Annotated in this window: 10 protein-coding genes; 3 read left to right on the top strand and 7 right to left on the bottom strand. The window is 65.6% G+C overall.

Annotated elements, in window-relative coordinates; translation table 11 throughout:
- Positions 1–70: 70 nt before the first annotated feature.
- The 3 genes from BST40_RS04000 to BST40_RS03990 all read right to left on the bottom strand — a co-directional run bounded on the left by BST40_RS04000 (position 71) and on the right by BST40_RS03990 (position 1,378).
- The gene (locus tag BST40_RS04000) at positions 71–418 is read right to left on the bottom strand and encodes a hypothetical protein (RefSeq protein WP_075549791.1); all 348 of its coding nucleotides are present in this window, start codon (positions 416–418) and stop codon (positions 71–73) included.
- On the bottom strand, positions 415–882 hold the full coding sequence (locus tag BST40_RS03995) for a hypothetical protein (protein WP_240316538.1): 468 nt from the start codon (positions 880–882) through the stop codon (positions 415–417). Before BST40_RS03995 ends, BST40_RS04000 begins: the two co-directional genes overlap by 4 nt.
- 109 nt (positions 883–991) lie before the next feature.
- A complete protein-coding gene (locus BST40_RS03990) occupies positions 992–1,378 on the bottom strand; it encodes a hypothetical protein (protein ID WP_240316537.1) in 387 nt (128 codons plus the stop codon).
- Here BST40_RS03990 and BST40_RS31400 point away from each other — a divergent pair.
- Both BST40_RS31400 and BST40_RS03985 read left to right on the top strand, forming a co-directional pair.
- Positions 1,377–1,616 carry a hypothetical protein gene (locus BST40_RS31400; RefSeq protein WP_240316536.1) on the top strand — a complete coding sequence of 80 codons (240 nt, stop codon included), beginning with the start codon at positions 1,377–1,379 and terminating at the stop codon, positions 1,614–1,616. The genes BST40_RS03990 and BST40_RS31400 overlap by 2 nt on opposite strands.
- 116 nt (positions 1,617–1,732) lie before the next feature.
- Complete coding sequence (locus tag BST40_RS03985) at positions 1,733–3,193, top strand: arylsulfotransferase family protein (protein WP_075549794.1); 1,461 nt, start codon at positions 1,733–1,735, stop codon at positions 3,191–3,193.
- Positions 3,194–3,273: 80 nt separating this feature from the next.
- On the opposite strand, the gene embB is transcribed toward BST40_RS03985, so the two are convergent.
- The 4 genes from embB to BST40_RS03965 all read right to left on the bottom strand — a co-directional run bounded on the left by embB (position 3,274) and on the right by BST40_RS03965 (position 12,169).
- On the bottom strand, positions 3,274–6,495 hold the full coding sequence (embB, locus tag BST40_RS03980) for an arabinosyltransferase EmbB (RefSeq protein WP_083153541.1): 3,222 nt from the start codon (positions 6,493–6,495) through the stop codon (positions 3,274–3,276).
- Entirely contained in the window at positions 6,492–9,761 is a 3,270-nt protein-coding gene (locus tag BST40_RS03975; protein ID WP_083153539.1) for an arabinosyltransferase domain-containing protein, read from the bottom strand. Before BST40_RS03975 ends, embB begins: the two co-directional genes overlap by 4 nt.
- A gap of 84 nt (positions 9,762–9,845) precedes the next feature.
- Complete coding sequence (locus BST40_RS03970; RefSeq protein WP_158006389.1) at positions 9,846–10,841, bottom strand: glycosyltransferase family 2 protein; 996 nt, start codon at positions 10,839–10,841, stop codon at positions 9,846–9,848.
- 659 nt (positions 10,842–11,500) lie between these two features.
- Complete coding sequence (locus tag BST40_RS03965) at positions 11,501–12,169, bottom strand: NHL repeat-containing protein (protein WP_158083991.1); 669 nt, start codon at positions 12,167–12,169, stop codon at positions 11,501–11,503.
- A gap of 799 nt (positions 12,170–12,968) precedes the next feature.
- Between BST40_RS03965 and BST40_RS03960 the strand changes: the two genes are divergently transcribed.
- Positions 12,969–13,253 (top strand): transposase family protein (locus tag BST40_RS03960; RefSeq protein ID WP_142276707.1); only part of this gene is annotated, 285 nt, incomplete at its 3' end.

Genomic DNA, 13,253 nt, shown 5'->3' with positions numbered 1-13,253 from the left:
GCGGCTCCGACCCGGCCCGCCGCTTCAGTGGCGATAAACAGCTTGCGCCACAACGGAATCCAGCGCACCGCTACTTCACGGGCTCGACCAGCGTGAGCCGCGGCCCCGCCACCGCGTAGTCGAACCGAACGGGCGTCCCCTCGTCCAGGCTTCGTTGCAGTACCGCCAGCCGCGTGGCGAACTGGGGATCGTCGCGTTGCAGCAGGTAAATGGCCGCATGGCGGCCGAAGTGCACACCTACCGGCTTGTCCGGCTGAGTAGTGTCGAGCCTGACCACGGCGTCCTCGTGCACCCCCGATGATCTGCCGTCAGTGGTGAACGGCTCGGTCGTGGTGCATCCGACGGCGGTGACGGTCACCGCCGTCGCCACCAGGCCGGCGATCGAGCGCGCTGCGCCGAGAAACCGGGGTGCGCTCACGCGGCGCGTGGCAGATCCGGCCTTGCCGTTGCCGCATGCTGGGTCGGCCGGCTGGGCGTCGGGGCCCAGCCGACGTAGGTCAGATACAGCCCGACCAGCGCAAAAACGACGCATAAGCTCACCCACACGGCCTGCGCCCCGATCATGGCGTTGGCGACCGACACGAAGGCCCCGGGAAAGGCCAACAGCAGCAGCCCGCGCAACGTGACAAGCCAGCCAAGCAGCGACACGATGATCGCCGCCGCACCGCGCCAGTACTGGTGACTGGCCACCATCATCAGGCCGAACAGCAAGACGAAAGCCCCGGTCACCCAGGTCCACAGCGAATTCGCCTCGAATTGTGATAGCAGCTTCGCCATATCGGAGGCACGTACCACGGCCGTCACGTCGACGATCACCAGGAAAGGACCAAGCACCCGGGAGAACATCCGGGTTCGGGTCTGCGAATCGGGTGAGACGTTCATGGCAATACCTCCATCCGACGCCATCGACGAATCACCTTGAATCGCATCATGCGACGGCGTGCCGCGCTAGGGACCGAAGTCCCTGCTGGTTTGCGAGCGGTCGCCTCGCCTACATGGGCACCAGGAACTCCGAGGTATAGAACTCGGCGGGGTTTTGGGAATTGCTGTTGGGACGCTCGACAATTACCCACACCCCGGTCGTACCCTGCCGGACCGTGTCCTGAATGGTCACCGTCCCGGTCCCGCCCGCATCGAGGTCAAGGCCGGTGAAAGCGGTGCCCGGGGCCCCGGGACCGCACGGGGCCGTCGATGGGCGGGGTGCCTGGATCAGGCCGACGTCGTAATGCATCCCGGGCTGTGCGGGGTTGACCAGGTGTACCTCGGCGACCGCCTGCGATCCCGCGCGGTGGATGAGCGCGGAGCCGGTGCCTGTAGGGGGAGGAACCGCCGGCAACCTGGGCGCGACCGAGGTGCGGCTGTAATCGCATTGCCGCATGGCCGCTCCCAGCGCCACCCTGGTGGCGCTGCTCGAGCCCGGATTAGCCGCCGCAGTGGCGACCGTGATCGTCGCCGCCGGGCAAGTCACCAAAGTGATTGCTGCCGTAAAGGTCATATATCGTGTCAGCCTGCGCATGGCCCCCACCGTTCTTTCCCCGCGGTTTGCCCGACCCGCACTAGATATTGACCGCATCAGCGACGGCGAAACCTCGCCAGGCTTTGCCGGCTGGGGCTGACGAATCAGGCTGCCTGCTCATCGCATCTGGTGTATAACCACAGCGACCGGCCGCCGGAAGTAGCGCTCTCCAAGGGGTGTGACGCTCAGGGTGATGTGCACGTCGAAACGAGTTCGATGACACGCGAATTGCGGATCTCGCGGCGACAACTCGGTGTCGCCACGGGCGCCATTCTCTCGGGCGGGCTGATCGCCGTCGGTACCCGCGGGCACAAGTCCGCGAACCCAGCGGCATCGGCCGTCTCGCCGCAGTCGCTGGGGTACACGATCAAGGTCAACGAGTCCGGCGGTGCGCCCGGCTACGTATTCTTTGTCTCCGGAACCACGGCGGCCCATCTTGGGAACGTGACGCGCCCCTGTGTGCTGGTCGTCGCCGACAAATCCGGACATGTGGTGTGGCAGCGCGAACTTCCGGCCGGGGAGACCGCCGGCAACCTCCGGGTCCAGCGCTACCGGGGAAAGCCGGTGCTCACGTGGTGGCAGGGCCGCAAGCAATGGGGCCACGGACTCGGCGCCAGCTATATCGCCGACGAACATTACAACGTGATCAGGACCCTGACGCCCGGCGGCGAGTTGCCGTCGGACATGCACGAATTCCGGCTCACCGCGGACGGTCGCGCCCTGATCACGTCCTACCCGGAGGTCGCGGCCGACCTGACGGCCATCGGCGGGCCGAAGGACGGCCGGGTCTACAACTGCACCGCGTCGGTGGTGGACGTAGCCACGAAACAGACGCTGTTCCAGTGGGATGCGTTGAGCCACATCGCGATCAGCGACTCGCCGGCAAAATACACCGCCGGCCAAACGCTCGACGTGTACCACATGAACTCGATCGCGCTGGACCCGGCGGGCAACCTGGTGATCAGCATGCGCGCCCTCTCCACGGTCTTCAATGTCGACTACCGCACCGGCGCCATCAACTGGCGACTGGGTGGTAAGCGGTCCACGTTCGCCCTGGGCGACGGCGTCGAATTCGCGTATCAGCACGACGTGGAGATGCCCGATGCCGCCACGATCACGTTGTTCGACAACCACTACGAGGGCAGTCAGGGGCACATGGGCGATGGCGTGGTGCCGACCAGCCTGAAATGGATCCATCTGGATATCGCCGCCGGGCGGGCGAGCCTGGTCCGGGCCCAGCGGCACCCGGGAAATCTCAGCGTCGGGGCCATGGGTAACCTGCAACAGCTTCCGGGTGGCAACGCCTTCTCCGGATGGGGCACCGCCGAACGCATCTCCGAGTTCACCGCGGCTGGCGAGATGGTGTTCGACGCCAGCCTGCCCGGCGGTACCTATCGGGCGTTCCTCGACGAGTGGACCGGCGATCCCGTCGAACCCCCGCAACTGACCTTCGCCGGCGATACCGCACACGCCGTCTGGAACGGCGCCACCAGGGTGAACCGGTGGCGGTTACTGCACGGCCCGGAAAGCAACACCTTGACGCCGCGGACCACCGTCGCCTGGTCCGGCTACGACACGTCGATTCCGCAGATTGGGAATGCTGGCGGTTACTACCAACTCGAGGCGCTGGGCGCCGACGGGGCCGTCATCGGCAGGAGTGTGCTGATCGCCCGGTGACGAGACTGCGTCTATGTCGCCGAAACTGTGACCAGCGCGTGCCTAGCGGCCTGGCACCCGCGATGAACGCAGACTCGAACTCAGGGGCCGATCCGGATCTTGCCCGGTGACCACAATCCGCTGCGGGTCGCGGTGCCCAGGTCGAGTTGTGCGGGCGCCGCATCGACCAGGGTGTCGAATTTGCGCAGTGATCCCCAGTCGCGGGCCCAGTCGCGCGACAGATAGGTGGCCATCACATGGGCGCGCAGCAGCAGGTCGGTGATGCCCAGCAGCCCGCCGTTGACGCCGTCTTCCCAGGTGTCGGTGTCCAGCTTCTTGGCGTTGTAGTCCGGTGTGATGCGGAATTTCGGGATTTTGGTGACGCCATTGACGTGCAGCATCGGCTGCTGACACGGGAACGCCAGCCCCACCGCCCAGTCCAGCAGCACCGGTTGGGTGGAGCCGACGTATTCCTGCAACGACCGCAGGTCCGGCACCCGCGGCGGGGTCACCGCGATCCAGTCCTCGGGGGTCAGGGACAGGTCCTCGGCCACCACCCGGACGGCGACGGCGTCGGCGGGCATCTTGTCGCGGGCGAACCGCAGATTGCGCCAGGCTTTGGGCTGTTCCCCGTAGAGGTCGTCGGGCACCAGCCGGCCGGCGGGCACCAGCGCGCCCGGCCCCGGCCGGGCGTACTCCAGCGCCACCGTCTGCCCGGGGGTGTAGCCATGCAGCACGCTGTGCCCGGCGATCTTCCCGGCGGCGGTCACCACCACCAGCGGATGTCCGTCGTCCGGCTTGGGCAGCAGATACCACGCCGAGGCGAGTCTGCTTTGCTGCTGCGCGCCGGTGGTGTAGGTGCCGGCCAGCGGAACCCGGGCGGGGTCGAGTTGGTAGGGCAGCGGCACCGTGGATCCATTGATGCCCGCGGTCTTGAGTTTGGTCGGCGCGTCCCAGTCGTAATCGGTGCCCGGCTGGTTGGGTTTCATCACGATCGCCTCGGCGACGGTGTGCTCCGGCACGCCGTTGGGGGTAAAGCCTGTCGGGTTGATGCCACCCAGCGGCCCCAGCGGGCCGTAGTCGCCGGGCAGCGCAGTCATGAAGCCCTCGTTCGGATCCGGCTCGACGAGCACGTCGTCGGCCAGTCCGCAGCCGCCGACGAAGGCCCGCAGGTTGGACCAGCCGTTGGAGTAGGTGGGGTACTGGCGCACGATCCCGGCGACCATCGACGCGACGAACACCAAAGCCATGAAGCCGGCCGCCAGCGGGACCGGCGCGCTGGTGAGTGCGCGGGTCAGGCGGCCCTCACCGCTGCCTCGGGGGGCGAAATGCAACCAGGCCGCATACAGCGCGGCGATCGCGAACAGCGCGAAAAAGATTGTGCTGACCGTGATTCCGGCGATCTTCGGCATCGCACTGTTGAACGGCACGCCATAGCTGGACACATACCACCAGCCGTTGGTGGTGGCCCAGCACAACGCCAGCATGAACAGCACCGCCGCCAGGAACGCCATCCGGTTGCGCGACCAGCGCAGCACCTCCCGTGATACCAACACCGTCGTCAGCGCCGCCATCGCCGCCCCCACCGCGGCGAACAGCCCGAAGTGGTGCACCCACTTGGTCGGGGTGAACATCAAGAAGAACATGGTGGCGAAGATGACGCCCATCAATCGCCACGCCGGCCCCCGCGCCACGCCGGGAATTCGCTTGCGCCGCAGCATGATAAACACCGCGGTGAACAGGCACAGCGCGGTGATCAGGAAGCCGAACCGGCGCGACAGCGAACCGTCGACGGTGGGCAGGATGAGATAGTAGTAACGCAGGTTCTCGGTGTACCAGGCCTGACTGGGACCGATCTTTCCGCGAACCCTGGTGGCTTCCAACACCGTTGACAGCGTCTGGTCGGCGAAGACGACGGTCAGGATGATGGTGCCGGCGGCCAGCATCGGTGACAGCAACGGCAACGTGCCCACCAGTCGGTGGCGTTTCACGAAGATCCGCAGGATCGGGCGCCCACCGGCCACCAGCGCGGCCACCGCGATCAGGCCGGTGGGCTGCACACCGAGCGTGAACGCGGCGGCGATGATCGCCAGCGCCGCCGGGGTGAGCCGGCTGTACCGCATCGACCGCTCGATCAGCACGTAGGTGACCAGCGAGCCCAGCGCGATAATGCCTTCGGGCCGCAGGCCGTTGTTGAACGGCATCCACGCGGTCAGCAGGACCATCGCCGCGGCCCAGTTGGCGGGTTTGCTGGCCGCCACCGCCGGCCCCAACCGTGGCAGCACCTCACGCGAGAGCAGCAGCCAGCACACCAGTCCGGCGAACAGGTCCGGCAACCGCATCCAGATGCTGGCGTCCCAGAAGCTGGAGTTACTGACGTGGGTCATCAGCGCCAGCAGGTTGTAGTACCAGCCGAACGGGTCCTCCGGGCTGCCGAACCAGCGGAAGTAGTTGGACATGTAGCCGGCGTGGTCGGCGACGCGGGCCATGCCCAGGATGTAGCCGTCGTCGGAGGAGTTGGCGCCGATGACGTGCCAGAGCAGGAACGCGAAGATCACCACGGCGTCGAGCAGGGTGAAGGTGCGCCAGTTCTGTGGAATCCACCGACGCATCCGGTGGCCGTCCAGCTGGTCCAGGCGCCACAGCGCGATCAACGCGACGATGGTGGCCACGATCGCGCCGATGATCGCCAGCAGTTTCAGTGTGGTGGGGGTGGTGGAGAACCGGGTGTCGATGGTCGCCGAGAACTTCAGCCCGGGCGGCGCGGGTCCGGTGAGGTCGGTGAACACCCCGACGATCTGGGGGCGCAGGTTGGGATCGGGGAAGCCGCCGCGCAATGGTTGCCCGCCGGGATCCTTGAGGCCGACGAAGGTGGCGAACGTTCCGGCGTGCGTCGAGGTGACCTCGATCTGCTGGCATTGCGGGGAAGCCACCAGGTCGCGCGGCACGGACAGGATCACCACGTTGCGGTCGGTGACGTCGACCCGCTGACTGCTGACGACGACGAACATCGCCTGCAGGTTGGCGTCCTTGCCCTGCTTGGGTGCGGTGCCCAGCACCACCCCGCCCTGCGGCGGCATGCCGCGCACCACCTCGCAGGGCACGGTGGCCGTCAGGTCGACCGGCGTCAGCGTAATCAACGGCGCGGTAACGCTATTGAGTTGTCCGTTTTGCGGCCAGTTGAGCATCGCGGTGGTCTGCACAACCGGCAGCAATGGCGTCGCGACCGACAACACGAAGCCGACTAGGCCCGCGATCGTCGCCACCCAGCGGGTCACCCGCACGTCACGGCCGGCCGCGGTCATGCTGATGGCCGCCGTCATGGGAGAGCCCTGATCGGTCCTTGCCGGCTCCAGCCGGGCACGGTCACCACGCCTTGGTGGACGACGGCATCCGGTGCCTGATCGGCCGGCACCAGCCGGTAGTACTGCTCCACCGTTCCCCAGTCGCGATACCAGTCGCCGCGCAGGTAGGTGGAGATGGTCGAGGTCCGCAGCAGCGCCTGGGTGAACAGGAACGGCCCGCCGGTGGAGCTGGACTGCCACAGGTTCGACGACACCGCGGTCTGTTTGTGGTCGGGCATGATCCGGTATTGCGGAAGTTCGGCCACGCCAAGGTGTTCGGAGAACGGCCGCTGGCAGGGGAAGTTGGCGGCTGTCGCGATATCCATCAACACCGGTGTCTGGGAGCCGATCAGCTGCTGCAGCGTTTCCAGCACCGGGACCCGCGGCGGGGTGAACGCGAACCATTGCTCGGGGCTCAGGTTGGGGTCGTAGGCGACGATGCGCGCCACGTCGGCCTCGGGCGGGGCCCAGGTCAGCGGGAACCGCAGGTTGCGCCACGCCGGTTGCGGCCCGAGGTCGATCGGGAACACCTGCCCGAGCGGCTGGATGCCGCCGTCGGGCCGGGTGACACCCCACTGCAGTTTCAAAGACTGGCCGTAGACGAAGTCGCCGTCCTCTTTGTACGACCAGATGGCCCCGGCGGCCGAGATCACGACCAGCGGCCGGTCTGCGCTGCGGGCTGGCAGTTGATACCAGGCCGAGGTGGCGGTGGCGGCCAGGGTGTTCTCGCCGTAGCTGCCCATCACCGGGGTGCGAGCGGGATCCAGCCCGAACGGCAATGCCGCGTGGGAGCCGTTGACCCCGACCGGGCCCTTGCCGCCGGCGGTGCCGGCGGAGTCGGTGATGGCGGCGTTGGGTTTGTTGGGCGAGGCGTCGGAGTTGACCACTCCGGGTTTGCTGACCACCGGGTCGGACCTCAGGTCCTCACCCACGCCCTCGGGTTTGAAGCCGACCGGGTTGACGCCGCCGAGCGGTCCGTCGGGTCCGAAGGTCTGACCCGGAACCGGTTGCAGCATACCGGCATTGGGATCGGGTTCGGCCAGCACGTCGTCGGCCATGGCGCAGCTGCTTGGTGACAGCCCGGATTCCAACGCGGCCAGGTTGGACTTGGCGATGGTGTACAGCGGGTAGCGGGCGGCCGCGCCCTTGGCGAGCGAGCCGACTTCGCCCAACACCATGATCACCGCGACCACCAGCAGCGGGGTCGAGGCCAGGACCCGGTTGCGCCGGTTGTCCTTGACCTCGGTGTGCCCGGCGTAGTCCATCCGGAAGTGGTACCAGGCGGCCAGCAGGCCGGTCAGCACCGACAGCGCAAGGAACATCGACGTCACCGGGTGGCTGGCGATGACCGGCTGGATGTCGTACCACGGCACGCCGTAGTTGCCGACGTAGAACCAGCCATTGATGCCCGAAGTGGCCCACGCCAGCACGAACAGCAACGCGGTGATGTAGAGCGTGAGGTTTCGCCGGCTGTGCAGGCCGATCCGCGCCACGGTGAACGCGGTGACCGCCCCCAAGGCACCGGCCAGGCTGGCGAACGCGCCGAACTGAATGGCCCACTTGGTCGGGGTGAACGTCAATAGCAGCAGGCCGACGGCCGTGGTGCCGATCAGCCGCCAGGCCGGACCGCTGGACAGCCCCGGCACCCGGTCGCGCCGTAGCAGCACGAACAGCATCCCGAACAGGCACAGCAACATCACCAGCACCGCGAACCGGCGCGACATCGACCCGTCCGCATTGGACTCGACCGTGAGGAAGTAGTAGCGCAGGAAGTCCTGGTACCACGCGATCGTGGGTCCGACCTTGTACTTGATCCGGGCCGACTCGGCGACCGTCGCCAGCGTTTGGCTGCGGAACACCACCACGGTGATCAGCGACAGTGACGCTGCCAGCACTGCCAGCGGCGCCAGCAGGCCGTCGGTGGCCTGGCGCCGCCGGATGATTTGGGCGATGGCGCGCGCGCCGGTGAGCAGCGGGGCCAGCGCTATCAGGCCCTGCGGCGCTAGCGTGGCGGTCAGCATTGCGACGATGATGGCGAGCGCGCCCGGCGCCAGATGCCGCTGCGCGATCGAGCGTTCCACCAGCACCCAGGTGACCAGCACACCCAGGGCAATCAGCGGCTCGGGGCGCAGGCCGTTGTTGAACGGCAGCCACGCGGCCAGGAACACCGCGCCCGCGGTCAGCACCGCCGCCCGGTTGGACGCCAGGCCGCCCTTGCCGGGTCCCAGCCGCCGCAGCGCAAAGTGACTGATGATCAGCCAGCAGCCGATCCCGGCCAGCGTGGCCGGCAGCCGCATCCACACGCCGGCGGTGCTCAGCGATGCCAGCCGGGCTAGCACCCCGAGATACCAGTCGAACGGCGCCTCCGTGGTGCCGAAGTAGCGGTAGTAGTTGGCGACATAGCCGGCCTTGGGCGCGACGCGGGCGATGGTCAGGTTGTAGCCGTCGTCGGAGGAGGTGGCGCCGATGATGTGCCAGAGCAGCAGTGTGGCGATCACCCCGGCGTCGGCGAGCCAGATTGCCCAGCCGGGGCGGCGTCGGGAGAGCCGCACACCGCCCCGGCTCTGGCGATCCAGGACCGCCAAAGCCAGGATCGCTACCGCGACCGCCAGCGCGCCCAGGGTCATCGCGATCGTTTTGACGGCGGTGGGGTTGGTGATGAATCGGGTGTCGACGTCGATGCGGGCCGACAGGCCGGGCTGGGCGGCCACCGTCAAGTCGGTGAAGATCCCGCCGACCTGTGGCTTCTTTTCGGCGGGCAGAGTTCCCGCGGCGCCGGGAATGCCGACGAAGTCGGCGTGCGCACCGCCGGCGTCGGCCCACAGGTGCAGCACGCTGCAGCGTCCCTCGGCGATTGCCGAGCGCGATGCCACCGCGGCCACCGTGTCGCGGAAGGCGACGACGACGGTGTCCTTGTCGGCCCGAACGAACAGGCCATGTTTACCGGTGTCCACGCCACCGGCCGGCAGGGTCGACAGCACCAGGCCGCCGCCGGCGGGCAGGGTGGCGATCGCCGGGCACGGGACCGAGATGTCGAGTGCCCGCGGTGCTCCGGATACCAATGGTGCGGTGATCTGGGTTATATCGCCGTCGGCGGTCGTGCCCTGCGGCCATAGGATGGTCGCCGTCGTCTGCTTCACCGGAAGCAGCGGAACCAGGGCACACAACAGCAGTCCGGCGATTCCCGAGACGACGGCTACTAGGCGGGCGATCCGGTGAGATCGCTCATTACCGTCGAGGGGCACGAGGGTCGATGGTAGGCGACGAGGCTGAGTGGCTTTGAGATGCGGGGCCGGACAGCGGGGGTGGTTATTGAGATCGAGTCTGCGTCAGGTGCGTGGAGCCGGCGCTGAGCGGCGATGTGGGCGCAGTCTCGGCGCGGTCAGCGCGGGCTCGGTCGGTGGGGTCCTGGTGCGCCCGACTCCAGCCGCGTCCGGCTGAGAGCCACGAGGAGCGGTCTGAAATGCGCGGGTATCCGGGGCGTTCCTGAAAGCAGCTCGCTCCCGTTGTATAGCTTTGATAGGGAAGGAAAGCTTTCTATTCTCGGCATCATATGAACGCCTTATCGCGTGCACCGGAAAATATCCCAACAGCAGAATCGCGGTAACTATCGGCGCCATGCGACTTCTCATTCCGTGGAGCCGCGTCGTCCTGCCGTAGCGTGTCGCATACCGGTAGAAATCTCGTGGCGAGCTCTCCACCCGGCGCCCCGAGAGTCCCGCGACGAGTGTGGGATCGTATGCGATCGGCAAGTTGTTTTCGACTAATGTCAGCGCCAGGTCGATATCCTCGTGAAGCAGGTTCTCGGTATCCGGATGTGTGAGCTGCCGGACTTCCTTCCAGGCCGAGGCGCGAATGGCCATATTGGATCCGTAGAGAAACCCTTCGTCCCGCGCGTTGCGGTGCAGCATTTGGCGTGTTTTGTCGTCGAGCCAAAGGATGAACCTCCGCAGGGGCATGTCGTAATAGAAGACTGGGCCGGTGACCGCCGCGATGTCAGGGTCCTGGAAGCAGCGCCGGATCGTTTGAACCCAATCAGGGCTGATACATGAATCGGCGTCGATACGGCCAATCACGTCATGCGAAGCATTATCGAAGCCAAGGTTACGCGTCGGGGTAATGCCCTGACGGTCGTTTTGATGGAGCAGGCGGATGTTGATATGCGGGTTTTCCGCTTGATAGCGGTAAACGATCGACGCCGTCTCGTCGACCGAGTTGTTGTTGACGACGATGATCTCTTCCGGTAGCGAGCATTGGGCTATGCACGACTCCAGACAATTGCCGATAAACTCGGCCTCATTGTAGGCCGGAATAACGATCGTCACGGATAGCTGTTGCGACACGCTGTTGCCCCTTCATCTCTTCGAGGCGCAATCAGTGGGCCTCCAGGTATGCCGGAATACGGTCCGTGGGGGGAGGGTTCAGAGATCCGACCAGAGCACGCGTCCCGATCAGTAATTGCTTTGCCGAAAACCGCTATGCAGAACGGCCCGACCTGCATCGATCTGCAGGTGCGTCGCCACGAGTTCTGATCCGGGGCACCCGGGTGGCTCGACGAGCGATGGACGCCGCATGCCCACGAAGCCGACCGGGTCTGAGGTCGGTATGCACCACCCGAGGGCGTCGCTCGATTGGCGTCACTGTGGGGCAGCACCCGCGTAACCGTCAACATAAGTTGACATAATAGTCAATCACGGTTGGCAAATGCTAGATCCTAGATTGGGTTGACCAGAACGCTCGAGCCAAATAGGACCAACGCGTTGCTAGTGCCGATGGCGCCGCGACACATCTCGGGACTGAGCGGTATCCTTCCGGGAGCGTGGGTTGCCTGTCGGTCGGCTGGCCGAGGTCGATCGCCAGCCAGCAATCAACCGCCGGTGCCCGACGGCGCGCTCAGCTGGTGCAACCCGAGCTTTGGGCCTACCGTGTGCGGCGCGGTGCGCCGGCCCTCAGCGTTCGCTGAACGGGATGTCACCGCGGCCGACTATCGCGATGTCAACTTGGCGAGCCGACTGTGGCCATAATCGGTGACGTAGACGGTGCCGGCGGCATCAACCGCCACCCCATTGGGTCCGTCTAGGTCGGTGAACGGCAGCAGCCTTGGCGCCCTTGAACCAGCCGCCAACTCCGCCACCCAATAGCCTTGGCCCTGAAAATTGTCCGTGACATAAACATTGGCGGCGCGATCAACAGCTACCGCAAAAACGTGGATGTGGTACAAATCATGGTCAAAGGACAACTCGTGCTGGTGGCCCGAACCTGCGTCCACGACTCGGACTCGATAAGTCCAGATTTCGCTGACGTAGACGTTGCCGTCCGAATCGACCACCACGTCGCCCGGGTAGTGAAGATCGGAAAATCCCAATACTTGCTGGGTGCTCGACCCGGCGGGCAACATCAACACCTGATTATTGCCGGTGTCGACAACGTAGACGTTTCCGGCGGAATCGACGGCTATTCCACCAATGCTGGACAGGCCGGCAAATGGCAACACATTTCGGATGTTGCGCCCTACCAGGAACTGCACCACTCGCTGGCCGTCATCAACAGCATAGATGTTGCCAGCCAAATCGACTGCGACACCAAAAGGACTGTTGAGACCCGAGAAACCAACCACTTGCTGCGCGCCAGATTCAGGAGCCAATTTGACCACGCGATTATTGCCGGTGTCTGGCGACGTAGACGTTATTCGCGGCATCAACGGCCAGCCCTGTGGGACGGGACAGGCCCGGTGAACGGGACCACCGACTGTACTGATGTCGCCGGCTGGCGGTCGTTCGGCGGCGCTGTCTGATGGCGCTGGCCGCTGAGCGTCTTGCCGGTGGTCAGTTTCTTCTTTGACACATAAATCGTATGCTTTCGCGCTGCGCCGGGTCATTCATGTTGTAATCGCGTGGCTTCCTATCATGCGCGGCTACTCTCCTCAAGTAGTCTTGTTCTCTGCGATTAAATTCGTCCACTTTTCTTTGCAGCTTCGCTATGTCCCCAGTCTTGCATTGTGGGGGCGGCTGAGTTGGTGTGGTGGTCGTAGTCGTGGGAGTATCTTCGGGGAAGATGTTGCCGATTCCTCCCATTGCGCTCGTAATTTTTCCCGCGACTTGCTGATCGGTGCTAATCAATTGCAGGACCCGTTGACGGATTTCGCCGGCGAATGCTTGTGCCTGCGCTTGACGGCCGGCTCGTTCCGCGAGCGAGTACCCCGTAAACCGGTCGGTGACAGATAGGTCTTCGCCGACGAAGAATCCGGCGTCGCGGGCGTCCTGGTCTGCGTGAACCGACAGGCTGTCTCGCCAGATTTGATTGAACGACTCATACCAGCGATCGCCGGTAGCGGTCCAATAGGGCTCTTCGCAGATGAGGGTGTAGAGGTGGTCGGCGCGTCGTTGCCGGGATAGGGGTCGAGGTCTTCCGAAGATGAGGGTTCCTACACACCTGATCTGGAAGACCTCGACATGCCTGACGCTACCTTCGCTTGCCCTGATCTGACCACGTTCTGCCGCCTTGATGAGCTCGGGATGGAGGTGACTGGACAACGCCTGGGACCCGAGCAGGCGGTGCTGGCGTGCCGGATCGTCGGCGACGACTCGTGGTGTCGGCGCTGCGGCGAGCAAGGTGCGGTGCGCGACACCGTGACCCGTCAACTTGCGCACGAGCCATTCGGGTTGCGGCCGACAACCTTGCTGGTCACGATCCGCCGCTACCGATGCGCGGGCTGCGCGCACGTGTGGCGTCAAGAC

Source organism: Mycobacterium persicum (assembly GCF_002086675.1).
In the GTDB taxonomy this organism is placed as follows: domain Bacteria; phylum Actinomycetota; class Actinomycetes; order Mycobacteriales; family Mycobacteriaceae; genus Mycobacterium; species Mycobacterium persicum.
This window is presented reverse-complemented; position numbering and strand designations above follow the sequence as displayed.

Coding starts and splice junctions, on each gene's coding strand:
- BST40_RS31400 (WP_240316536.1), top strand. CDS start 1,377: ATGGCCGCTCCCAGCGCCACCCTGGTGGCGCTGCTCGAGCCCGGATTA.
- embB (WP_083153541.1), bottom strand. CDS start 6,495: ATGACGGCGGCCATCAGCATGACCGCGGCCGGCCGTGACGTGCGGGTG.
- BST40_RS03990 (WP_240316537.1), bottom strand. CDS start 1,378: ATGCGGCAATGCGATTACAGCCGCACCTCGGTCGCGCCCAGGTTGCCG.
- BST40_RS03995 (WP_240316538.1), bottom strand. CDS start 882: ATGAACGTCTCACCCGATTCGCAGACCCGAACCCGGATGTTCTCCCGG.
- BST40_RS03985 (WP_075549794.1), top strand. CDS start 1,733: ATGACACGCGAATTGCGGATCTCGCGGCGACAACTCGGTGTCGCCACG.